Annotated in this window: 19 protein-coding genes; 14 read left to right on the top strand and 5 right to left on the bottom strand. The window is 57.5% G+C overall.

The features are described from left to right. Positions 1 to 170: 170 nt before the first annotated feature. The 3 genes from LG290_RS08345 to LG290_RS08335 form a co-directional block, all read right to left on the bottom strand. Positions 171 to 1,199: a histone deacetylase family protein gene (locus tag LG290_RS08345; RefSeq protein ID WP_499836989.1), complete on the bottom strand. Its 1,029-nt coding sequence runs from the start codon at positions 1,197 to 1,199 to the stop codon at positions 171 to 173. Between the two features lie 71 nt (positions 1,200 to 1,270). Then, positions 1,271 to 2,641, bottom strand: coding sequence for an ArgE/DapE family deacylase (locus LG290_RS08340; protein WP_499836988.1), 1,371 nt, complete (start codon positions 2,639 to 2,641; stop codon positions 1,271 to 1,273). Positions 2,642 to 3,099: 458 nt separating this feature from the next. Further along, positions 3,100 to 4,038 (bottom strand): LysR family transcriptional regulator, encoded by a 939-nt coding sequence (locus LG290_RS08335; protein WP_499836987.1) that lies wholly within the window; start codon positions 4,036 to 4,038, stop codon positions 3,100 to 3,102. Between the two features lie 123 nt (positions 4,039 to 4,161). Here LG290_RS08335 and LG290_RS08330 point away from each other — a divergent pair, with 123 nt between their 5' ends. From LG290_RS08330 to LG290_RS08300, 7 genes are all read left to right on the top strand, one after another. Beyond that, positions 4,162 to 5,427 carry a Zn-dependent hydrolase gene (locus tag LG290_RS08330; protein ID WP_499836986.1) on the top strand — a complete coding sequence of 422 codons (1,266 nt, stop codon included), beginning with the start codon at positions 4,162 to 4,164 and terminating at the stop codon, positions 5,425 to 5,427. A gap of 88 nt (positions 5,428 to 5,515) precedes the next feature. Continuing rightward, entirely contained in the window at positions 5,516 to 7,069 is a 1,554-nt protein-coding gene (locus LG290_RS08325) for an ABC transporter substrate-binding protein (protein WP_499836985.1), read from the top strand. Between the two features lie 62 nt (positions 7,070 to 7,131). Further along, a complete protein-coding gene (locus tag LG290_RS08320; protein WP_114486431.1) occupies positions 7,132 to 8,109 on the top strand; it encodes an ABC transporter permease in 978 nt (325 codons plus the stop codon). Then, complete coding sequence (locus LG290_RS08315; RefSeq protein WP_499836984.1) at positions 8,106 to 8,942, top strand: ABC transporter permease; 837 nt, start codon at positions 8,106 to 8,108, stop codon at positions 8,940 to 8,942. Before LG290_RS08320 ends, LG290_RS08315 begins: the two co-directional genes overlap by 4 nt. 14 nt (positions 8,943 to 8,956) lie before the next feature. Next, the gene (locus LG290_RS08310) at positions 8,957 to 10,597 is read left to right on the top strand and encodes an ABC transporter ATP-binding protein (protein ID WP_499836983.1); all 1,641 of its coding nucleotides are present in this window, start codon (positions 8,957 to 8,959) and stop codon (positions 10,595 to 10,597) included. Between the two features lie 14 nt (positions 10,598 to 10,611). Next, a complete protein-coding gene (locus LG290_RS08305; protein ID WP_499836982.1) occupies positions 10,612 to 12,006 on the top strand; it encodes an FAD-binding oxidoreductase in 1,395 nt (464 codons plus the stop codon). After that, complete coding sequence (locus LG290_RS08300; RefSeq protein ID WP_499836981.1) at positions 12,003 to 12,950, top strand: DMT family transporter; 948 nt, start codon at positions 12,003 to 12,005, stop codon at positions 12,948 to 12,950. Before LG290_RS08305 ends, LG290_RS08300 begins: the two co-directional genes overlap by 4 nt. Before the next feature lie 272 nt (positions 12,951 to 13,222). Here the strand turns inward: LG290_RS08300 and LG290_RS08295 are convergent, their stop codons facing one another. Beyond that, positions 13,223 to 14,134 carry a LysR family transcriptional regulator gene (locus LG290_RS08295; protein ID WP_499836980.1) on the bottom strand — a complete coding sequence of 304 codons (912 nt, stop codon included), beginning with the start codon at positions 14,132 to 14,134 and terminating at the stop codon, positions 13,223 to 13,225. Between the two features lie 130 nt (positions 14,135 to 14,264). Here LG290_RS08295 and LG290_RS08290 point away from each other — a divergent pair, with 130 nt between their 5' ends. The 7 genes from LG290_RS08290 to LG290_RS08260 all read left to right on the top strand — a co-directional run bounded on the left by LG290_RS08290 (position 14,265) and on the right by LG290_RS08260 (position 21,530). Continuing rightward, the gene (locus tag LG290_RS08290) at positions 14,265 to 15,635 is read left to right on the top strand and encodes an aminotransferase family protein (protein WP_499836979.1); all 1,371 of its coding nucleotides are present in this window, start codon (positions 14,265 to 14,267) and stop codon (positions 15,633 to 15,635) included. Continuing rightward, complete coding sequence (locus tag LG290_RS08285) at positions 15,632 to 16,333, top strand: CoA transferase subunit A (protein WP_499836978.1); 702 nt, start codon at positions 15,632 to 15,634, stop codon at positions 16,331 to 16,333. Before LG290_RS08290 ends, LG290_RS08285 begins: the two co-directional genes overlap by 4 nt. Continuing rightward, positions 16,323 to 16,976 carry a 3-oxoacid CoA-transferase subunit B gene (locus LG290_RS08280; protein ID WP_499836977.1) on the top strand — a complete coding sequence of 218 codons (654 nt, stop codon included), beginning with the start codon at positions 16,323 to 16,325 and terminating at the stop codon, positions 16,974 to 16,976. Before LG290_RS08285 ends, LG290_RS08280 begins: the two co-directional genes overlap by 11 nt. Then, a complete protein-coding gene (locus LG290_RS08275; RefSeq protein WP_499836976.1) occupies positions 16,976 to 18,259 on the top strand; it encodes an ArgE/DapE family deacylase in 1,284 nt (427 codons plus the stop codon). Before LG290_RS08280 ends, LG290_RS08275 begins: the two co-directional genes overlap by 1 nt. After that, positions 18,256 to 19,446, top strand: coding sequence for an acetyl-CoA C-acyltransferase (locus LG290_RS08270; RefSeq protein ID WP_499836975.1), 1,191 nt, complete (start codon positions 18,256 to 18,258; stop codon positions 19,444 to 19,446). The genes LG290_RS08275 and LG290_RS08270 overlap by 4 nt, the downstream gene beginning before the upstream one ends. Before the next feature lie 97 nt (positions 19,447 to 19,543). After that, positions 19,544 to 21,001: a Na+/H+ antiporter NhaC gene (gene nhaC, locus LG290_RS08265; RefSeq protein WP_499836974.1), complete on the top strand. Its 1,458-nt coding sequence runs from the start codon at positions 19,544 to 19,546 to the stop codon at positions 20,999 to 21,001. A 121-nt stretch (positions 21,002 to 21,122) separates the two neighbouring features. After that, complete coding sequence (locus LG290_RS08260; RefSeq protein ID WP_499836973.1) at positions 21,123 to 21,530, top strand: universal stress protein; 408 nt, start codon at positions 21,123 to 21,125, stop codon at positions 21,528 to 21,530. 289 nt (positions 21,531 to 21,819) lie between these two features. On the opposite strand, the gene LG290_RS08255 is transcribed toward LG290_RS08260, so the two are convergent. Beyond that, a complete protein-coding gene (locus LG290_RS08255) occupies positions 21,820 to 22,902 on the bottom strand; it encodes an HD-GYP domain-containing protein (RefSeq protein ID WP_499836972.1) in 1,083 nt (360 codons plus the stop codon). Between the last annotated feature and the right edge of the window lie 60 nt (positions 22,903 to 22,962).

Below are 22,962 nucleotides of genomic sequence, written 5' to 3'. Positions count from 1 at the left end.
GCTTCTGACCCTGTTGGGCGTGCTATCAGGGTAAGGGGCACACCTTCCCCTGTGGTCAGGCGGTGCTTCCGTTTGATGTTCCGATGAGGGTGGCAGGGGGCGAGTATTTCATCAGGTTATAGCCCGACAGATTGCCAGTACCTTTTAAAGCGTTATATCTTGATAGAGCGTTACGTCTTGATAAAGCCGTCCATGAACGCCGCAAGGTTACGGCCCAGATGCTCGGTGGGGTAACCGCCTTCCTGCACCACTACCGTGGGTAGCGGGATTTCTGCCAGACGCTTGCCGAGCAGACCAAAGTCTTCTGTTTCCAGCGCCAGCCCAGCCAGCGGGTCATCCTTGTGGGCGTCCAGGCCCAGCGCAATTACCAGCGCCTGTGGCTTGAACGCCTGCATGACATCGATCAATTTTTCCAGCGCCTGCATGAACATCGGTCCGTCACTGCCCAGTGGCAAGGGCTGATTGACGTTGGCACCCTGCCCATTGCCTTCGCCGATTTCATCCACTCCGCCCCAGAAGAACGGATAGAAGTCCGCCGTATCGGCGTGCACCGAGCCGGTCCACACATCGCCACGGGCGTAGAAGACATCCTGTGTACCGTTACCGTGGTGAAGGTCAACATCTAGAATCGCCACGCGTGCGTACTTTTCACGCAGGATTTCCGCCGCCAGCGCCGAGCTGTTCACAAAACAGAAGCCGCCCGCGCGGTCCGGCCCAGCGTGATGCCCCGGCGGCCGGCACAGCGCATAAGCTTGCCCATCTCCTGCCAGCACCGCCTCGGTCGCGGCTTCAGCACTGGTGGCGCTGGCGATGATGCCGGCGTAGGTATCGGCGGTCAGCGGGCATGCCATATCGTGCATGTGCCAGCCCGCCTGCCCCACCGGATGGCGGGGATAATGATAGCCCTGGCCGCAAGGATGCACGTTGGGCGCCACCATCTCGGCGGTATCCGGCAGCGCGGCCCAGCGCTCATAAATGGTTTCAAGAAAGGTCAGATAGCGCGGGGTATGCACCCGCGACAACCGTTTGTGCAGTTGCGACGTGGCCACCGGTGCCAGCGTCTCGATACCCAGCAGCCCAAGCCCTTCTAGCAGCATTTCGGCGCGCAGCGGGCCTTCCGGCGAAGCAGCCTGACGCCCTCTGAGCAGAAAACTGAGCGGCGCATGGCGTTGCTGTTCTGGATGGTAAAAGCACTTCACGGCAATTCCTCTCTGATCGGCGGCGCTGGAGAATAACAGACGGCAATTTTGGGATACCAGCAACGACGAGGTTACCGGTCATGTGAGGCGCTCGCGCCCCAACGGCTCAGGAACAAGGCATAGGTTTTCAGCACGTGGCGGATGGACTCGATATCAACGCGCTCATCAACCCCGTGAAAGTTTTCGGCGATCGGCCCGTAACAGGTGCCGTTGATGCCACCATGAACCTTATATGCGCGCAGATCCGTGGTGCAGGTCAGCGGTTTTGTGGTGGCCGCTTCGCCGGTCAGGTCCTGATGACACTGCCCCAACAGGCGTACCCCGTTATCGTCCAGATCGACTTCCACGCCCTCTGAGCAGAAGCCGTGAAACACCACCTCAAGATTGGAAATGCCCGCCCCCAGCTTACTTGCCTGATCCTCGACACACGCTTTCACCCTGGCCTTGATGTCGTCCACCGCGATCCCGGGCGGGAAACCGATACGCCCCTCGACGCTGGCGTAAGCGGGCACGCTGGAGGCCCAGTCTCCACCATTAATACGGCCAAGGTTAAGGTTGAAGGGCTTGTCGATATCCTTGAACAACGGATGACGTGGCGCAGCGTTGATCTCCGTTTCCAGCACTTTCAACCCGTTGAACAAGGTGATAACAACTTCAATTGCATTCGTGCCGGCGCTTGTGTCCAGCACGTGAGCGGGCACGCCATTCAGGTTGATACGAAACCACAGCACACCGACCTGCCCCGAGATGATATGGGCGCCAAAGGGCTCCGGTATCAGTACAAAATCGCCGGTGTGACCGGCATTCACGCAGGCCAATGCCCCGTGGCCGGTGCACTCTTCCTCGATCACCGTTTGCAGCGTTACGGGGTGATGAATCTCGACGCCCGCCTGCCTGACCGCTTTGACCGCCATGCACATGGCAGCAATACCGGCTTTCATGTCACCGGCACCACGGCCATAGAGCCAGCCGTGTTCGTCTCTCCAGGGCTCCCACGGGGGGCGCGACCACAATTTATTTGGCTCGGCGGGCACCACATCGAGATGCCCGTTGAAGACGAGATGAGGCCCGCTTGCCCCTTCATTCAATGTTGCTATCACGTTATGGCGTGACGCAGACGCGCTATAAGACGAGATATTTGACCTGTTAAGCCGGCCAGCAATCGTGTTTTCAGCGCTATTATTTGCTTGGTCTTTATCGCCTACATGGGCTGTATTTTCCAAATGATCTGTATCGTCCCCAAAGGACAAGGCAGTCTCTCTCAGCGGCACATGAGTGACGTTGAAATTTTCTTTGCGGTACCAGTCATCCATCACTGCCTGCGCACTTTGCTCTTGTCCGAGCACGCTGTAGGCTCGCACCAAATTCTCTGTTAACTCAAGAGTTTCATCGAACAGTGCATCGCAGCAGGAGAGGATTTTCTGCTCCTGATCAGTCAGCATGACATTGCTCCATTATCATTGTAATAAACTGCTCTTACCGATTTTTAATGTTCTTTTTCTAAATTTTCGTTTCATTTATCTGCATGTTAGCGCCATCAAAGTAATCCAGAAACCTGCCTGCCAAGCGCTCTGCTAAAGACAACTCTTTTTAATGTTTCACATCTTTTAATACGGTTTGCAAGGAAAAACAAAGAGAGTCTTTGCATTAATTAAATTAATACAAAGAATAAAAATATAAAAATTGTCTTATGGAAAACCGGGTGATACTTGTAAGAAACATTAAAAAAAATGACTGATACAAGTTTCAAAATATGCGTCACAGGTCAGCCAAGCTGGCCAGCAATAAGAAAGGGCCGCAATAATACTAAAGGCTCAGCAGCACACGCCGGCAATGTCGATAAAAACGTCCATAAAAACGATAACAGGTGAGCCGAATGAATATTTATCAAGCGGTTGCTTCACGGCAGCCGTTGCTCGATGGGCACTTCTGCCATCGCACGGTGCAGGAAATCGAAGAACACGCGCTCCGCTTGGGAAAAGCGCGAGTCCTGGTGCCATATCAGATGCAAGTCAATATTGGGAATGCCTTCATAGGGCGGAAGCGGCCAAAGCCGGCCATTTTTGACGTCCGCCTGAACCGTGTGTTCCGGCAGGCAACCAATGCCCCAACCGCTGCGCACGAAGCGCTGGATCTCTTCCAGGCTGCTCGACGTAACCACCATATCCCCCACCAGCCCTGTACTGGCGCGAAAGAGCGCAATGCCAGCCAAGGCACCGGACAGCTGAGCACTGGTGAACGAGACGAACGGCTCATGGCTGAGCGCCTGCAGCGACAGGTTCTGCTTACCGAAGAAACGATGCGCCCGGCCGCAGAAGAACCGATAACGCTGATGTACCAGCAGCTGGCTATTCAATCCTTCCACCGGATGCGGCAGCAGGCTCACACCCACCGTGCCCATTTTCTGCACCATCGACTGAACCACGTTCTGGCTCGACAGCACGGTCACCTCGCAAGTGATGCGTGGATGCTGCTGATGAAAGCGTCTCAACACGTCGTCAAGAAAGCTGCACTGAATACCGCTGACCAGAAACAAAGTGATCTGCCCGGCCACTTCAGGGGCGTTATCGCGCACTTTGACGCTGAGCCGCGCCACGTTGGCGTAGATTTCCAGCGCATCGCGGTAGACCAGCTCTCCGGCTTCCGTAACGCGAAAGCGATGGCTGCCTCGCTCAATGAGGCTCTGCCCAAGATGCGACTCAAGCCGCTTCAACGCCAGGCTCACTGCGGGCTGGGAGAGATTAAGGCGCTGCGCAGCACGGCTGATGCTTTTCTCCTGAACAATGCTGACAAACGTACGCAGCAGGTTCCAGTCGAGGGTGTCATGTACAGACCTCATCGTAGGGAGCTCCCGTGGGCGGCAGAAACATCATCGGCAAATTCTAAAGAAGATTACAGCAAAGCGGCGTAGCTGCCCATCACCAGCAACGCCGGACTCATTGATCAGCAAGGAGAAAGTTGCATGTCCACACAACGCTCTGGCTCGCCCACTACCCCGCAGATCGACGGCGAACGTTTATGGTCATCGCTGATGGAAATGGCCCGTATTGGGCCGTCACCCAACGGTGGCAGCCGACGGTTGACTCTGAGCGAGGAGGATCTGGCCGGTCGCCAGCAGTTGCTTGAGTGGACCGATGCGCTGGGCTGTGAATGGCGCACCGATCAGGCAGGCAATCTCTTCATTCGCCGCCCCGGGCTGGAGAACGATCTTTCTCCTGTGGCCGTCGGCAGCCATCTGGATACGCAACCACTCGGCGGGCGCTTTGATGGCGTGCTGGGAGTACTGGCGGGACTGGAAATATTTCGCACCCTGCACGATCAGGGCATTACCACTCGGCGGCCGCTGGAGCTGGTGAACTGGACCAATGAAGAAGGCAGCCGCTTTGCCCCAGCAATGGGCGGTAGCGGCGTCTACACCGAGCGACTATCGCTTGAGGATTTTCGCGCCGCACAGGACCGTGACGGTATTTGCCTCGGTGAAGCACTCGATCAATCCGGCCATAGGGGCGCGCTGACCCGCCACGACCTGCCGCTTGCTGTCTATCTGGAGCTGCATATCGAACAGGGCCCGATACTGGAGAAGAAAAACTTGCCAGTCGGTATTGTCAGCGGCGTACAAGGGCTGCGCTGGTACGATATCACCTTTACTGGTGATTCCGCTCACGCTGGCCCGACGCCGATGGAATACCGCCACGACCCGCTAATGGCCGCCACCGGCTTTGTGGAAGCCATGCGCAAGACCGTGCTCGACGACGCCGAAGGCACATCGCGCCTGACTGTCGGTGATTTTCAGGTTGCCGAGCCGTCGCGCAATGTGATTCCTGGCGCGGTGACCCTGTACGTGGACGTGCGCCATACCGATGAACGTGCGCTGCAGGCACTCGATGACACTCTGCGCGCCCATGTGCAAGCCGCCGCCGAACGCGAGGGCGTCAGCGCAAACATCAGCGTGCTTTGGCATATGCCGGTCACCCGCTTTGATGAAACGTTGGTAAAGGATCTTTCCACCGCCGCCGAGGCGTTGGGTCATCAGCCTTTCAGCATGATGAGCGGTGCCGGCCACGACGCGGTGAATGTCAGCTACGTGACACCCACCGCGATGCTGTTCATCCCTTGCCGAGACGGCATCAGCCACAACGAGCGAGAAGATGTGGAACCCGCGCACTGCGCCATCGCCACACAAGTGCTGTGTGATACGCTGCTACGCGCGGCTAACCGCAATGGATAAGACGATTGATATAAGACAGGGATGCCTTAATACCCGGCTCCACTGAGCCAATGTTTCCCACCAACAATTCATAAGTACGGGGAAGACCATGAAAAAAACCTTAACACTTGCCATTGCGGCTGCTTCCATGGCGGCAACTTATGCCTGGGCTGAAGAGCCACGCTCAGGCGGCATCATCAACACCGTGATCCAGCCTGAACCGCCCAGCATCATCGCGGGCCTTCACCAGAACGCACCGACCCAGACAGTCTCCGGCAATATCTATGAAAGCCTGCTGCGTTACGATACCGACCTCAACCCCATGCCGCAGCTAGCCCATGACTGGACGGTCAGTGATGACGGTCTGATCTACACCTTTAATCTTCACGAAGACGCGACCTGGCACGATGGCAAGCCATTCACTTCTGCAGATGTGGTGTTCTCCACCGATGTTTATCTGCGTGAAATGAACCCGCGCACCCGCACGATTCTTTCCCACGTGGAGAGCATCGAAGCCCCTGACGATCACACCGTGGTCTTTACCCTCAAGAACCCCTTCGGTCCTTTCCTGCTGGCCTTTGAAGCGGGCACCATGCCGATGATGCCTAAGCACATCTATGAGGACACCGATTTCCGCGACAACGAAGCCAACAATCACCCGATTGGCACCGGTCCGTTCAAGTTCGAGAGCTGGGATCGTGGTCGCGTTATCCAGCTGGTGAAAAACGAGGATTACTACGAGCAAGGGCTACCGTACCTGGATGGCATCAACTGGCACGTCATCCCGGATGCCTCGTCGCGCGCGATTGCTTACGAAAACGGCACGGTGGATGTGCTACCGGCCAACTCGGTCGAGAACTTCGATATACCGCGCCTGAGCGAACTCGATAACACCTGCCGCACCGAGCAAGGCCACGAGTATTTCAGCCCCTTCGCCATGCTGTGGATCAACAACCGCGAAGGCCCCATGGCCGACAAGCGCTTCCGTCAGGCGGTGATGTACGCGCTGGATCGCGAGTTTGCCCGCGATGTGCTGTGGAACGGCTTGGGTAAGGTGCCGTTGTCAGCATTTGGCTCCAACGCCAGTTTCCAGGATGACAGCCTGCCACCGTATGACCACAACCCGGAACGTGCCCGTGAACTGCTCGACGAGATGGGCTACGACGGTGAAGAGGTACGCCTGTTGCCAATTCCCTACGGCGAGACCTGGGTACGTTGGGCTGAAGCTGTTAAGCAGAACTTGCAGGAAGTGGGCATCAACATACGCACCCAAGCCACGGACGTGGGCGGCTGGAACCAGCGTCTAGCGGAATGGGATTACGATCTTGCCTTTACCTATCTCTTCCAGTACGGCGACCCGGCACTGGGTATCTCGCGAACCTACATTTCCAGCAATATCGCTAAAGGATCCCCGTGGAACAACGTAGAGGGCTATGAGAACGAGCGGGTTGATGAGCTGTTTGATCTGGCGGCTACCGCGTATCCCGACGACAAGCGTGAAGAGTACTACCACGAGGTTCAGGGAATTCTTCACGACGAAGTACCCGTTGGTTGGCTGCTCGAACTCGGTTTTCCCACCATCTACAGCTGTGATGTAAAGAACCTTGTCACCACAGGTATAGGTCTTAACGACGGCTTCAAAAACGCCTGGCTTGACCGGTAATACGACGTTGGGCGGCGCTTCGCCGCCCGACTCTCGCATCATGTCGCCACGGGGGTAATGGCATGCTCTATGCCAGATTGATCATCATGCGGCTTCTGAAAGCCGTCATCGTTCTATTTCTGATTGTCATCTTCAATTTTTTCCTGATTCAAATGGCGCCCGGTGATCCAGCGGCCGTCATGGCCGGTGAAGCGGGCGCCACCGATCCGGAGTTTCTGCGCCAGCTTCGCGAGCAGTTCGGGCTGGATCAACCACTTTACGTCCAGCTATGGCGTTACATATCAGGCATTGCCACGCTTGATTTTGGCTATTCCTACCGTCAGCAAATGCCGGTTTTTGATCTGATCATGGACCGCATGCCGGCTACCCTGCTGCTGACCGGCACGGCGTTCGTAATGTCACTGGGGCTGGGTATTCTGGCCGGTTCCATGGCCGCGGCACGGGCCAAAAAACTGAGTGGATCGGTAATCATGGCACTGGCGCTGGTGTTTTATGCTACCCCGCTGTTCTGGGTCGCGCTGATGTCGGTCGTGCTGTTTTCGGTACAGCTCGACTGGCTGCCCGCCTATGGCTTTGCCTCCGTAGGCACCGGATATACCGGCTTCGCGTTGGCGCTGGATATTGGCAAACACTTGATTCTTCCCGCCACTACCCTGGCTCTGTTCTTCATGGCGATTTACACCCGCATGACGCGCACCTCCATGCTCGAGGCCAGTCAGCAGGATTACGTCAAGACGGCGCGTTCCAAAGGCCTGGCGTCGGGGGTGATTCAACGCCGGCATATACTGCGGAACGCATTGCTACCGATTATCACCCTAGCGGGCCTGCAAGCCGGGCAGATGGTGGGCGGCGCCATTCTCACCGAAACGGTCTTCGCTTGGCCGGGCATCGGTCGTCTGATGTTCGAGGCGCTGATGCAACGCGATTACAACCTGCTGCTGGGCATCTTTTTCTTCTCCGCTGCCTTGGTCATTTTATTCAACATCATTACCGACCTCGTTTATGGCCTGGTTGACCCGCGCATCAAGGAGGCGTCATGAATTTTTTTGCCCGCTTCGTCCAGAATCGTGGTGCCTTGGTCGGACTGATCATACTGACCATCATTATCCTGATGGCGATCTCCGCACCGCTGCTGTTTCCTGAATCACCGTGGCGTATGGTGCAGCGCCCCTTCCTGCCGCCGCTGGAATTGGACGGCTTCCCGATGGGAACCGACACCATGGGCCGCAACGTCGCCGCAGGCCTCATGCACGGCGCCTGGGTGTCGCTGCTGATCGGGCTGGTATCAACCTTTGTGGCGTTGGTAATTGGCGTGCCGCTGGGGGCTATCGCTGGTTATTACGGTGGCTTGCTGGACGACGCTTTGATGCGTTTCACTGAGTTCTTCCAGATCATTCCCAACTTTGCGCTGGCGATTGTTCTGGTGGCCATCATGCAGCCCAGCGTGACCTCGATTGTGCTGGCCATCGCGCTGGTAAGCTGGCCGCCGGTTGCCCGCCTGGTGCGCGCCGAATTCATGTCGTTGCGCCACCGCGAATACGTCGAGGCGGCGCGCCTGGTGGGTCAGAGCAACCGCACCATCATCCTGCGCCAGATTCTGCCTAACGCCATGTCGCCCATCATCGTGATGGCGTCATTAATGGTGGCGACCGCCATCCTACTGGAATCATCCCTTTCATTTCTGGGGCTTGGCGACCCTAACGTCATGTCATGGGGTTACATGATTGGCGCTGCCCGCACGGTGATTCGTCAAGCCTGGTGGCTGAGTTTCTTCCCGGGGCTGGCCATTCTGCTGACCGTACTGGCCCTTAACCTGGTAGGCGAAGGTCTCGACGATGCACTCAATCCGAAACTCAGCCGAGAACGCTCATGAACGAGGGGAATAACATGAATCATACAACCGACACCCCCTTGCTGAGCTTGCAAGGCTTGACCATTGCGTTACCCAAGGGGGCTGACCGAGCCTATGCCGTTGAAAATCTCAGTTACGATGTACAACGCGGGGAAATCCTCTGCGTGGTGGGTGAGTCCGGTTCTGGTAAATCCATGGCCGCCAACGCGGTCATGGGCCTTCTGCCCAAGGGCGTACGCCCAGTTGACGGCAAGGCGATCTTTGCTGGCCAGGATTTGCTAAGCATAACTGAAAAGCAGCACCGGGAACTGCGTGGCCTACGCATCGGCATGATCTTTCAGGAACCGATGACCGCACTGAACCCGCTGATGCGGGTCGGTGCCCAGATTAGCGAGGTGTTCGAAGCCCACAGTCAGTTGAGTGGCGCAGAGCGCTCTACCAAGGCCCTTGAACTGTTAACGGAGGTAGGGCTTCCGGAGCCGGAAAAAGCCATTCGCGCTTACCCTTTCCAGCTTTCCGGTGGCCAACGCCAGCGGGTGATGATTGCCATGGCGCTGGCGCTCGAGCCGGAGCTATTGATTGCTGATGAGCCGACCACAGCATTGGATGTCACCACTCAGGCCCAGATTCTGGACCTGATTATTGACTTGCAGAAGCGCCACGGCATGGCGGTGATGTTTATCACCCACGATTTTGGGGTGGTGGCTGAAATTGCGACCCGGGTTTGCGTGATGCGCCAGGGCAAGATTGTCGAACTCGGTGAGGCCCGCGATGTACTGGCCAACCCGCAGCATGAGTACACGCGTGCTTTGATCGAAGCGATACCCAGCGATGTGGTGCCGGAAGCACGGGGCGCTGAAACCGACACCCCGCTGCTTGATGTCAAAAACCTCAACAAGGTGTTCCGCTCGAAAGGCGGCTTGTTCAAGCCCGCCCGTGAAGTGCGCGCCCTCAACGATGTCTCGTTTTCGCTGGTCAAGGGAGAAACCATCGGCATTGTAGGCGAATCCGGCTCGGGAAAATCCACCCTCGGCCGTTGCATTGTTCGCCTTGAAACCCCGGACAGCGGCACAATGAGTCTTTCCGGTACCGACTTCATGACGCTCCACGGAGAGTCACTGCGCCGCGAACGCAAGCGTGTGCAGATGATTTTTCAGGACCCCTACGCCTCGCTCAACCCACGCACGCGCGTCGGCATGGCGATCGCTCAGGGTCCGATTGCCAACGGGATACCCAAGCAGAAAGCCCTGGCACAGGCGGATGACTTGCTGGAACTGGTAGGTCTGGCCAACACCGCTGATCGCTTTCCTCATGAATTTTCCGGCGGGCAGCGCCAGCGTATTGGCATTGCCCGCGCGCTGGCATTGGAGCCGGAACTGATTGTCGCGGATGAAGCTGTCTCCGCGCTGGACGTCTCGATTCAAGCACAGATTCTGGAGCTGCTGGAAGACCTCAAACAGAAGTTCTCCTTATCGCTGCTGTTCATCACTCACGATTTGCGGGTAGCCGCCCAGATATGTGATCACATTATCGTGATGCAGCATGGCCGTATCGTCGAACAAGGCCCTGCACGCAATATCTTCCTCGCCCCGCAGCAGGCGTATACCCGCCAGTTGCTTGACGCGATTCCCGGTCGCCCGGAAGGTCGGCCGGAAGCAACCGAAATCGCATCATGATAGCGAGGCCCTAAATGGATGCACTATTCACAGAAATCATCGCTATCGTCGGCGACCAACACCTGCTGGTGGGTGACGATGTGCACGCCCGCCGCGATGACTGGATGCAAGCAGCACCCTGCCGGGCACGCGCTATTGTGCGCCCAGCAGATGCCGAGCAACTCTCTCGGGTGATGACAGCCTGCCATCGGGCTCGCCAACCGGTCGTGACTCATGGCGGGTTGACGGGGCTTGTACGCGGCGGCGTGGCGAGCCCTGACGAACTGGCGATTTCGCTGGAACGGATGAACCAGATCGACGCCATCGACCCGATCAGCAGCACCTTGACCGTACAAGCGGGCACGCCGCTTCAGCGGGTGCAGGAAGCGGCCGCCGAGGCTAGCATGCAATTCGCGCTGGATCTGGGCGCGCGTGGTTCCTGCACGATTGGTGGCAACATTGCCACCAACGCAGGCGGCGTACGGGTGATTCGCCACGGCATGATGCGCGACCAGGTGCTGGGGCTGGAAGCGGTGCTGGCAGATGGCACACGGGTCAGCTCCATGAGCCATATGCTCAAGAACAATGCCGGTTACGACCTCAAACAGCTGTTTATCGGCAGCGAGGGCACGCTGGGCATCGTCACCCGCGCGGTGCTCAAGCTGCAGCCTCAGCAACTGGCCATGCAAACCGCCATGGTCGCCTGCGAGACCTTCAGCGACCTGACCGCGTTACTGCAGTTCGTGCGTAAGACGCTGGGCGATCAGTTGGCGGCATTTGAAGTCATGTGGCACAGCCACTATGCGCTGCTCACTGAAGAAAGCGGACGCCATGCCCCGCCTTTGGCCACCGATGCCGCTTTTTATGTGCTGATCGAGACCCTCGGCAACGATCAAAACACCACCGCGCAGCGTTTTGAAGCCGCCATCGAAACTGCCTTTGAAAACGGCCATATCAATGATGCAGTGATTGCCAATACCAACCATCAGCGTGAGCGTTTATGGGCGATTCGCGAGGATATCGAAGGCCTGCTGCATCACCTCAATCCACGCTTCACCTTCGATATTAGCTTGCCGATTCCCGAGATGGATCACTATGTTCGCACCCTGGAGCAGCAGGTAATCCAGCGTTGGCCGGATGGCAGGGTTGTCGTTTTCGGCCATCTGGGTGATGGCAACCTGCACGTCACCATCGCCACCGGCAACGCCGATGATGACACCAAGCTGGCGGTAGAAACGCTCGTTTATACGCCGCTAGCCGCAATGGGAGGTTCCGTTTCGGCCGAACACGGCATCGGTCTGGATAAACGCCGCTATTTACATGTATCGCGCACGCCGGCCGAAATCGCCCTGATGCGCACGCTGAAAAAGGCACTCGACCCGCACACCCTGCTCAATCGCCATAAAGTCCTGCCGGATGCGGCACCATGATCTTTTCCGGGATTGAACGACACTTCGCTCAGCTACGCGATAGCGGACAGTTATCTACCATCCTGCTGATCGTTACCATCGGGCTATTCTGGGGCGGCAACTGGCCCGCGGTGCGTTTTATTCTGGTTGATATCCCCCCGTTTACCCTCAGATCTATCGGCTTCACCACCGGTGCCGTCTTGCTGCTTTCCTGGGCACGTTGGCGGCGCCTGCCGCTAGCCGTTTCGTCAAAAGAGTGGCCTTGGCTGGCGGCAACAGGCCTGTTCACCATTCTGGGTTTCAACCTGGCCACCGCGTTTGGCCAGTTGCACATGCCGACCTCGCAAGCCGCCATCATCGCGTTCAGCATGCCCTGCTGGGCACTGCTGCTGGGTTGGTGGCTGCTCGGTCAGCGCATCTCCAAACGCCAGTGGCTGGGGCTTGCATGCGGGCAGGTGGGTCTTTTGGTGTTGCTGGGGCCTTCGGCATTGAGCGGTGGCAGCCAACAAGGGCTGATTGGACCGCTGATCATGCTGGGAGCGGCGCTGTCATGGGCGCTGGGTACCGTGTTAATCAAGCGGCGCGGCGGCTGGGAAAGCCATGCGGTGGTAATCACGGGGTGGCAGTTTGTGCTGTGTGCCATTCCCATGATTATCATGATGATTGCCCTGGAACCCATGGCCAGGCCATCAGCCTGGCAGACATCAACCTGGCTGGCGCTTGGCTATCATCTGCTGTTTTCGATCACCCTGGCGCAGATGCTGTGGTTCATGAACGTTAATCGGCTGACAATTGCACAGGCGACCATTTCTACCCTGATCATTCCTACCGTGGGAGTGTCGAGCGCCATCATGCTGCTGGGTGAACCGCTTAGCCCCCGAGTCTTTATCGCCCTGTTGCTGACCTTAGCCGCCGTGGTCATCGTGATGCTCAAGCGCACTGCCCCAGCATCCAGAACACAGTAACCCTAACCACTCTGCCCGTGCGTCGTGCGAAGAACAAACGCCGCCCATATGAGATGAGCTACATATTAATGCACCGCTCGACCCCAAGGAGAAGAAGATGCCGTTCTTACAGAAGCAGATTCCACTTGAGGCGATGCTGGTGGATGCCGGTGCCGATAGCCTGCTAGCGCTTTCCGACGCAATCCGGTGACTGTGTCATCAGCACTGCCGGTACCTACCCCTACCTTTGGCTACTTCGCCCACGGCCATGGCTGCCACTGGGTGAAGCTGGCCTAACCGTAGCCATCCGCCAACAGCATTTTGGCGCTGTCACGCAGAAATGCCAGCACCTTGGACTGCTGCCACTCAGCGCGATAAACCAAACCAAAGCTGAACGAGATACTCGGTGTAAAGGGCAGTATCTTGACCCGATCCTGATAAGTCAATTGGTCTTCAGCCGTGATCGGGTTGATCACGGCGATACCCACTTCGTTCGCCACCAGCGAAGTAATTGTCCCGATATTCGCTTCGGTCTTGCCGGCGATTCTCACGCCATGAGCCGTCACCAGCTCAAGCAGGGGATTGGTGCTGATACTCGGCTGGTTACTGATTACCAGATGCTGATCGCGCAGCTCCTTGACATCGACGACTTGACGTTCGGAAAGTAGATTCGTTTCCGGCACCAAGCACACAGCGTCGGTAGTCAACAGCGTCTCGGTAAAAAGCTGCGGAGAGGTGGCTGGCAAGGTAATAAAGCCGATATCGGCGTGGCTGGACTCCACTGCGATTTGCACATCATGGCTGGACATCATGTCCAGACTGACACTGACATGGGTATTTTCCGCCAGCAGCATCGCCACCAGCCGTGGCACAAAGCCAAAACTCAGCCCTGGAATGGCCGCAATGCGTAGCCGTGACGTACCAAACTCCTTGAGTGCCAGCACACTATGGCGCAGCTCTTCAATATTGCCCATCAGACGCAGTATTTCGTCATACAGTTCACGCGCTTCCGGTGTGGCAATCAGACGGTTCTTTTCACGCAAAAACAACTGAATGCCCAGGTTTTCTTCCAACTGAGCCAGCGAGCGGCTAACCCCTGATTGAGTAATCCCTAAAAGCCGTGCAGTGCCTGAGGCACTCCCCACCTCAAACAGCGTTTTGAACGTTGCCAATGCTTTTAAGGAGTTAATGGTAACTTCAGGCATGACTTTTACTCATTGAAAATCGATAAACAATCATATATTGAAATGTAACACCAGGGCTGCTTAGACTGCAAGGGCAACGTTATTTTCACGTTGACGCTGATTGTTACCACAACGAAAAACGGAAACCTTGATGACCGACTCTCCGCTGTTCTATCAGATAGGTCCTGCCCTGCCGGAAGTCAGCCATGCTGATGGCGTCATGATCTGGGATACCCAGGGCAAGGATTATTTGGATGGCTGCTCCGGGGCCATCTCATGCAACCTCGGCCACGGCCGCCAAGATATCCGTGACGCCATGCTCGCCCAGATGGATAAGGTAGCCTTCACCTACCGTACTCAGTTTGAAAATGCCCCAGCCCTAGCGCTTGGCCATCAACTGGTCGAGCTGTTTGATGCTGAATTGGGCAAGGTATTTTTCATCTCCAGTGGTTCTGAGGCGGTGGAATCTGCCCTCAAACTGGCACGCCAGTATTTTGTTGCCCGGGGCCAGCCCCAGCGCCAGCGGTTTATTTCGCTGCGCCCCTCTTACCACGGCAGCACCATGGGGGCGCTGGGCATGACCGGCTATCAGCCCCTGGAAGCCCCTTTTACTAGTATGACCCACGCCTCTATCAAGGTATCGGGGCCTGATTTCTATCGCCATCAGGATAGCGATGACGACACCCATGTGGACCGTGTGCTGGCAGAGACTCGTGCCGCCATGGAAGCCGCCGAGCCTGAATCACTGATCGGCTTTATACTGGAGCCGATAGGCGGTGCCAGCACCGGTGCGCGGCTATTGGGCAAGCGCTACCTGCAAGGAATTCGCACCCTGTGCGATGAATTCGGTTGCCTGCTGATCGCCGATGAAGTGCTCACCGGTGTGGGCCGTACAGGCACCTGGTTTGCCTGCCAACATTATCAATTGGTGCCTGACATTCTGGTCACTGCCAAGGGATTGGGGGCTGGCTATTACCCGATTGGCGTCATGCTCGCCCGCAACCACATTGTCGAGGCCGTGATGGCCAGCGGTGGCTTCCAGCACGGTCACACCTATGCCGGCAACCCCCTGGCCTGCGCCACCGGTCTTGCGGTGATCAAGGCAATCCAGCGCGACAACCTGCTGGAAAACACCCGTCAACGTGGTGAGCAGCTGGAAGCCGGGCTTCGTGCGTTGGCCGATCGCTACGACTGGATCGGCCATGTTCGCGGCGCAGGCCTTTTATGGGGCGTTGAGCTGGCCGCCAATAGCGCCTCGCGCCGACCCTTCCCTGCCGAGCAGAACCGTTTCGCTCAGATCACTGCGCTGGCAAAGCAAGAAGGCCTGTTGATTTACCCACGCCGCACGCTGGATGGCATAGCCGGCGATCACTTTTTGGTCTGCCCGCCGCTGACCATTCAAGCCAATGAAGTCGAGACCCTGCTGGAACGCTTGGAGCGCGCCATGATGCGTTTCGAGCAGGCGCTTTCCACGCCTGCTGCACCGCCCGCACAACTGTCTAGGGAGAGCCGCACGCCATGACGCTACTGAACCAAAAAGTATGTGACATTGAAGCAGCCATAGCTGACATCCCTGATGGCGCCACCATCATGGTCGGCGGCTTTGGTTCGCCGGGCACGCCGTTTGCGTTGCTCGACGCCCTGCTCGCTAGCGGCCAGCGCGACCTGACGCTGATCAAAAACGATGCCAACGAACCGAGTATCGGTATTGGCAAGCTGATCGAAGCGGGCCGAGTTACCCATCTGATTACATCTCACCTCGGGCTGAATCGCTTTGCTATCGAGGCGATGAATAACGGAACCCTCAAAGTGAGCTTTCATCCTCAGGGACTGCTAGCGGAAAAGATCCGCTGCGCAGGCGTTGGCCACGGCGGCTTTCTGACCGATATCGGCCAGGGCACCGAGATCGCCGAGACGCGCCGCAGTATCGACGTGGATGGGGTGACTTGGGGGATCGAAGCCGCCTTGCAGGCAGATGTCGCGCTGGTTCACGCCGAGCGGGCCGACCGCTACGGCAACCTGATCTATCGCGCAACGGCAAGTAACTTCAACCCCTTGATGGCCATGGCCGCCGACCGGGTGATTGCCCAAACCTACCGCATCGACGAACCCGGCGATCTGCCCATCGACGCCATTCACACCCCCTGCGCCTTTGTCAGCCAAGTGGTGCAGGTCGACCGCGCTTCAAGCCAGCAAGGAATTCGCCCTCATGATCTCTGATCAGCAGCGTATGTTGACGCGTGCCGCCCGTGAAGTCATCGATGGCCAGATTGTCAATCTTGGTATCGGGCTACCGACACGGCTGTTCCACTACCTGCCCGACGACATGGATGTGTTGGTGCATTCCGAAAACGGCGTGCTGGGCTGTCGCCTACTAAACAGCGGCGAACAGCCGAATAACGACATGATCGACTCCGGCGGTACTTACATCACCACCCGCGCTGGCGCCAGCGTGTTCGACAGCGCCATTTCATTCGCCATGATCCGGCGCAGCCGTGTCGATGTCACCTTTATGGGTGCCTTCGAGGTCGACCAGCAAGGCAACCTGGCCAACTGGAAAATCCCCGGCAAGTTCTCGCCCGGCATTGGCGGCGCCATGGAGCTTGCTCAGAAAGTCGCGCGGCTAGTGGTGCTGTGTTCGCACAACGACAAGCACGGCAATCCCAAAATTCTTTCCCGCTGCCAGTTACCCCTGACCGCCAGCCGCTGCGTTTCACGCATTATCACCGAAAAAGCGGTGATGGACGTCACCCCCGAAGGGCTTGACGTCGTGGAAATCGCTGAAGGGTTGAGCGTCGAGGCGCTGCGCGAGGCGACCGACGCCACGCTATTGATTGATGAATCACGGCTCGGGAGATTCTGATGCTCGACGCTACCGAAAAACGCATTATTGCCTGCTGCGAAGCCTTGATGGACGACACCCTGGAGCTCACCAGTGACTTGGTGCGCGGCTATAGCGTGCTCGGACAGGAGCAAGGGGTGCTGGAAACCATGGAGCGCCATCTTGAACGCCTTGGCCTGCCGGTGACCCGTGTTCCACTCGATGCCCCCGGCTTCGCCGAGCACCCGCATCGGGCACCCACCGAGTGGCCCAGCGCTGGTCGTTACAATCTCATCTCGAACCTTAACCCCGGCGCGCAAGGTCCGCATCTGGTGTTCAACGGCCATCTCGATGTGGTGCCCGCCGAACCCACCGATATGTGGACGCGTCCACCCTGGGAGCCCTGGCAAAAAGACGGCTGGCTGTATGGCCGCGGGGCCGGCGATATGAAAGCCGGTATTGCCGCCATGACCATGGCGGTCAAGGCCGTGCGTCGAGCGGGGGTCGAGATCAACTTCCCGCTCACGCTGCAAACCGTCATCGAGGAAGAATGCACCGGCAACGGCACACTGGCCTGTCTGCATCAGGGTTACAGCGGTGATTTCGTGCTGATTCCGGAACCTTTCGGTGCCCAGATCTATGCCGGACAGGTAGGCGTCTTGTGGTTTCGAATGCGCCTGGATGGCGTGCCTGCCCATGTGCTTGACCCAAGCGCTGGACGCAATGCGATTGAATCCCTGCAGCAATATTTTCCAGCACTAAAAACGCTGGAAGCAGAGATGAACGACCTGCCACGGCCGGCGTTTTACGTCGACCACCCTCATCCATTTAACCTCAGCGTTGGCCGAGTGGATGCGGGCAACTGGGCCTCCAGCGTACCTGCCCACGCCATTCTTGAAGGACGTGTCGCCTTTCCTCCTGGCATGTCACCCGATGATGCCATGCAGCGGGTGCGCGATACCCTGATGGCTCGCCATACCGAGCTTGACGACGCCACGCCACCGCCCAGGGTGAGCTTCCACGGCTTTCGTTCCGAAGGACATATGGTCGATCTCAACACCCCTGGCATTCAGTTGCTATCGGAATGCCATGAAGCGTTGCTGGGCGAGCCGCCTGCCCACTATGTCTCCACCTGCACCACCGATTTACGGGCCTTCCATGTTTCCGGTGAGATCAACGGTACCTGTTACGGCCCGATCGCCCAGCGCATTCACGGAGTGGACGAGTGCGTTGACATCGACTCGATCCGCCACGTACTGACCACCTATGCCCTGTTCATCCATCGCTGGGCGCGCATGGCAGAACACCAGGAGACAAAACAATGAGAGATGTTTATATCGCCGACTATGCGCGCAGCGCTTTCAGTCGCGCGCATCCTCGCAAGCTCGACGTAGACCGCTGGGCAGACACCCGCAGTGATGTCCTGCTGGCCAGTGTGATTGACGGCCTGCTGGCACGTAGCGGCGTCGACGGCGCGGCGGTGGAGGATTTGAGTATCGGCTGCGCCCTGCCGGTCAAGGAGCAGTGGAGTTTCGGTGGGCGCTACCCCCTGTGGCTTGCTGAGCGACTAGGCCCCCATGGCCAGGCATGCGCTACCCGCCAGATTGATCAGCAATGCGGCTCTGGCCTTGCCGCGCTACGCAACACCGCACGGGAAATTCAGGTCGGTGCCGTCGATGTTGGCATGGCAGGCGGTGTGGAAAACATGACCCGCGTGCCCATGGGCCCAGCGCTGTTCAAGGAAGGCGTGCTGACCAGCCCACCGACTCTGCAAAAAGCCGACTGGCTGGCGCTGGATGTGGTGCTCAACATGGGGCTGACCGCCGAGCGGCTGGCCAAGGCGGCCGGTATCTCTCGCGAGGCGATGGACGCCCTTGCCCTGAGCTCCCACCAACGCGCCGCTGCGGCTAACGCTGCGGGCCATTTTGATGCTGAGCGCCTGGCCCTGAACAACGCCACTGGCGAGCTAGTCAGCGAGGACAGCAATATCCGCGCCGATACCAGCGCCGAACGCCTGGCGGGACTTGAACCGGTATTTATGGAAAGCGGCGTGGTGACCGCAGGCAATAGCTCCCCACTGACCTCTGGGGCTGCCGCCACGCTGCTGATGTCGGAACAGGCCCTGCACCAGCATGGCATAAACCCATTAGCGCGGGTGGTGGCTATCGCCGACTGCGGCGTCATGCCTGAAGAGATGGGCGCCGGTGCCGCTGCTGCCATTCAGCGCGCCCTCGAACAGGCACAGTTAACGCCACAGGATATCGCGGTGTGGGAAATCAACGAAGCCTTCGCCGCCGTGCCATTACATGCCATGGGCGAGCTTGTGATTGACCCGGCTAACGTCAATATCTGGGGCGGGGCCATGGCGCTGGGGCATCCACTCGGTGCAACGGGTATCCGCCTCGCCGGTACGCTTGGCCGTCTTCTTGAGGCCCGCCAGCAGCGCTACGGCTGCGCAGCGGCCTGCATTGGCGGTGGGCAAGGAATCGCCATCATTCTGGAACGCTGTTAACCGCCAAGCCTGCTTGAAGATGTATTGCAGATAGAAGACACCTGGACGCCGCTTACCAAGGGCGGCAAGCAACACTAACTCCTTGCGGAGAACAACAATGTCAACAACAACGAATGATGAAAACAAACGGCCCTCGTTTCTGGGAGCCATCATTGGCATCGGCTTTCTATGCTTCATGATGTTTGCACAGATTTTTCTGCTTGGTGAAGATTGGGTGACCCATATCTCGCTGATCTTTGCCATCGTGGTCTGTGCCATCATCGCGCTGGTCTCCGGCTTCAGCTGGCAGGATATCCAGAAGGGCATTCTATATGGCTGCGAGATTGCCATGCTACCCATGTTGATCCTGATGATGGTCGGGGTACTGGTGGCCAGCTGGATTGCTTCCGGCACCATCCCCTCACTGGTCTATTATGGCTTGCAGCTGATCAACCCGTCCCTCTTTCTGTTCACCGCCGTGATCGTGTGCGCCGTGGCGTCGCTGGTAACAGGCAGCTCATGGACCACCGCCGCCACCTTCGGCGTGGCCTTTATCGGTATCGGCAGCGGACTGGATATTCCACCGCCTATGACCGCCGGCGCGGTAATTTCCGGGGCAATTTTTGGTGACAAGATTTCGCCGGTATCGGACTCCACCAACCTCGCAGCTGGTGTGGCTGAAGCCAACCTGTTCGACCATATCCGTTCGATGTTCTATACCACCGGTCCTGCGCTGATCATTACCATTATCCTGTTCTTCTTCATCGGCATGCAGTTTGAAGGCGAAGGGGCTGATATTTCTCGCACAACGGAACTGCTGGAAGGTATCCGCGAGAACTTCTCTGTCGGTCTGCTAACGTTTATCCCACCGCTGGTGGTGGTCGTTCTGGCCTATCGGCGCGTTAATGCACTGGCCGTTATGGTCATCGGTAGCCTATTGGGGGCAGGACTTGCCGTGGCCACTCAGGGCGTTTCGCTGGGCAGCATGATGAACTACATGAACTACGGCTATGTGTCAGAAACCGGTGTCGAAGCGGTGGACAGCCTGCTCAGCCGTGGTGGCCTGCAAGAGATGATGTGGACCATTTCACTCGGTTTCATCGGCTTGAGCCTCGGTGGCCTACTGGAGAAAACCCGTATGCTCGAGGTGATATTGGAGAAAATGGGCAAACTGGTGAGCAATTCACGCGGGTTGATTGTCACCCACGTCGTTGCATCGCTGGCAACCAACCTGTTCTCAGCCAGCCAGTATATTGCCATCATCATTCCAGGACGGATGTTCGTACCGGCCTACCGCAAGCTGAACATCCTGCCATCGGTATGTTCGCGTACCTGTGAAGACTCGGCCACCGTCACTTCGCCGCTGGTGCCCTGGGGGTTGGGAGGCGCCTACTACATGGGGGTTCTGAACGTTTCCGCGTGGGACTACATGGGCTGGACGTTCCTCGCCATCATCACGCCCATTATCGCCATCCTGTACGGCCTGTTCAATATCTTCATCTGGCGTGAAGGCGAGCGTAACGACATTAACACCTACAATCAGCCGCTAGTCGAGTTCAGCGAAGCAGGGTGCTAAACATCAAACCAGGCACACGGATGTGGGGCGGCTATTTAATGACGGCCGCCCTTGTCGACACGACCGAGCGTCGTGACGGGAGACACTGCATCGCCGCCTAAGTCCACCGAGAGCACAAGCCATGTACAAGAACATTCTGATCACCACTGCAGCCGACAACAATTCGAATGTCCTGCAGAAAATCGAGGTCGCACGCAAACTAGGCGACAAAGACAGCACCATACAGATTATTTCTGTTATGGAGCGGATCCCGCCCTATATTGCACCGTCACTACCGAACAATTATCGCGAAACCACGGCACAGCGTATCAGGGAAAGCATTCAACGCAAGATTGGCAACCATGATTATGACATTCACATTGTGGAAGGCAACGCCGCACATCAGATCGTTAAATTTGCCAAGCGGCACAATATTGATTGTATTATCGTCTCATCCAACCGACCGGGGTTTCCTGACCACTTTTTTATGGGCTCCACAGCTCTAAATGTTGTGCGCCAGGCGGAATGCACGGTCACCGTCGTTCGGTAATTATGCAAGACTCAAGTATCCAGCGCCGAGTCGGAAATACTGCTGATCGACCACTGAGTGGCCCATTCACGTTTTTCGACTAGGGGCAGGACGATGCCAAGGACACGCTGACGGGGGTCAGTGTGTCTTGAATCCGGCTCGGTAACCGGATAAACGTAGGTGGTAATAATGAGCAATGTGGTTTGCCCTATCCTTAGCAACAACACCCTCCCTCACGACACTCTCTGCACCTTGTTAAGTAGCTACCGGCAATGCTTAAGTTTACTTTAATAAATTTTTATAAATTCTTTCAAGAAGATACTTCGTTGCGATCACGGTAATGTTCGTGTACTTCGATAATCTCCGGCAGCACTTTGAAGAAAGCATCCACCACCGCGGGGTCGAAGTGTTTACCGCGATTTTCCTCGATTAAAGCAAGGGCCTCGTCCAACGGCCAGGCCCGCTTGTAAGGGCGTGGTGAGGTCAGGGCATCGAAGACATCACTGATGGCGGCAATTCTTCCCGAAAGGGGAATCGCCTCGCCGGCAGTGCCGTTAGGGTAGCCGGTGCCGTCCCACTTCTCGTGGTGGGCCAAGGCGATATCCCGCGCCAGACGCAACAGGTCCGAGTCATCGCCCTCAAGCATGCGCACACCGATGGTCACATGGGTCTTCATGATTTCCCATTCATCAGGCTCGAACTTGCCGGGTTTGAGCAGGATACGGTCGGGAATGCCGATCTTGCCGATGTCGTGCATGGGGCTTGCCAGCAGCATCAGCTCGCACTGATCTTCGCTCCAACCCAGCTCCCGGGCAATCAACTCGCAGCTGCGGCTCATGCGCAGAACGTGCTCGCCAGTCTCCTCATCGCGATACTCCGCGGCGAGCCCCAGGCGACGCACTACTTGAAGGCGGGTGCGGCTCACTTCCTCGGTGCGCAGACGCACCATTTCTTCAAGTACCACGTTCTGCTCGTGCATCATGCGCTTTCCCAGATGCACCTCGAGCTGGCTGCGTACTCGCATCATCAGCTCGGCACGATTGAAGGGCTTAGTGATGTAATCCCGCGCACCGAGAGACAGGGCATGAAGCAGGAATTCTCGGTCGCTCTGGGCGGTAAGCATGATGACCGGCGGCAAAAGAGGATCATCAAGGGCTTGGAGCTGTTCAAGCACCGCAAAACCGTCTAGATGAGGCATATTGATGTCGAGCAGGATCAGCGACGCCCCCACCTCCCGGTAGCGAGTCACCACCTCCCGTGAATCGTCGATAAGCTGGAGATTCAGGTAACCCTCGGCGCGGAGCATCCGGCCCATGAGCTTGAGGTTGGCGGGCTCGTCGTCGATGACGATAATACCGCTGGTCTTGATGTAGTTCTCATCCATATCAGGCATGTAAAACATGAGCCTCCATCTCTTGTCGATAGGGAGTAGACAGCGTATGTCGGCGTCAAA

This window comes from Halomonas sediminis (assembly GCF_044871105.1).
Lineage (GTDB): Bacteria > Pseudomonadota > Gammaproteobacteria > Pseudomonadales > Halomonadaceae > Vreelandella > Vreelandella zhuhanensis.
This window is presented reverse-complemented; position numbering and strand designations above follow the sequence as displayed.

Excerpts from the sequence above, each read along its gene's own strand:
- LG290_RS08315 (WP_499836984.1), top strand. The coding sequence starts at position 8,106 with ATGAATTTTTTTGCCCGCTTCGTCCAGAATCGTGGTGCCTTGGTCGGA.
- LG290_RS08290 (WP_499836979.1), top strand. The coding sequence starts at position 14,265 with ATGACCGACTCTCCGCTGTTCTATCAGATAGGTCCTGCCCTGCCGGAA.
- LG290_RS08300 (WP_499836981.1), top strand. The coding sequence starts at position 12,003 with ATGATCTTTTCCGGGATTGAACGACACTTCGCTCAGCTACGCGATAGC.
- LG290_RS08305 (WP_499836982.1), top strand. The coding sequence starts at position 10,612 with ATGGATGCACTATTCACAGAAATCATCGCTATCGTCGGCGACCAACAC.
- LG290_RS08275 (WP_499836976.1), top strand. The coding sequence starts at position 16,976 with ATGCTCGACGCTACCGAAAAACGCATTATTGCCTGCTGCGAAGCCTTG.
- LG290_RS08280 (WP_499836977.1), top strand. The coding sequence starts at position 16,323 with ATGATCTCTGATCAGCAGCGTATGTTGACGCGTGCCGCCCGTGAAGTC.
- LG290_RS08310 (WP_499836983.1), top strand. The coding sequence starts at position 8,957 with ATGAATCATACAACCGACACCCCCTTGCTGAGCTTGCAAGGCTTGACC.
- LG290_RS08340 (WP_499836988.1), bottom strand. The coding sequence starts at position 2,641 with ATGCTGACTGATCAGGAGCAGAAAATCCTCTCCTGCTGCGATGCACTG.
- LG290_RS08295 (WP_499836980.1), bottom strand. The coding sequence starts at position 14,134 with ATGCCTGAAGTTACCATTAACTCCTTAAAAGCATTGGCAACGTTCAAA.
- nhaC (WP_499836974.1), top strand. The coding sequence starts at position 19,544 with ATGTCAACAACAACGAATGATGAAAACAAACGGCCCTCGTTTCTGGGA.
- LG290_RS08335 (WP_499836987.1), bottom strand. The coding sequence starts at position 4,038 with ATGAGGTCTGTACATGACACCCTCGACTGGAACCTGCTGCGTACGTTT.
- LG290_RS08270 (WP_499836975.1), top strand. The coding sequence starts at position 18,256 with ATGAGAGATGTTTATATCGCCGACTATGCGCGCAGCGCTTTCAGTCGC.
- LG290_RS08255 (WP_499836972.1), bottom strand. The coding sequence starts at position 22,902 with ATGCCTGATATGGATGAGAACTACATCAAGACCAGCGGTATTATCGTC.
- LG290_RS08325 (WP_499836985.1), top strand. The coding sequence starts at position 5,516 with ATGAAAAAAACCTTAACACTTGCCATTGCGGCTGCTTCCATGGCGGCA.
- LG290_RS08285 (WP_499836978.1), top strand. The coding sequence starts at position 15,632 with ATGACGCTACTGAACCAAAAAGTATGTGACATTGAAGCAGCCATAGCT.
- LG290_RS08330 (WP_499836986.1), top strand. The coding sequence starts at position 4,162 with ATGTCCACACAACGCTCTGGCTCGCCCACTACCCCGCAGATCGACGGC.
- LG290_RS08320 (WP_114486431.1), top strand. The coding sequence starts at position 7,132 with ATGCTCTATGCCAGATTGATCATCATGCGGCTTCTGAAAGCCGTCATC.
- LG290_RS08260 (WP_499836973.1), top strand. The coding sequence starts at position 21,123 with ATGTACAAGAACATTCTGATCACCACTGCAGCCGACAACAATTCGAAT.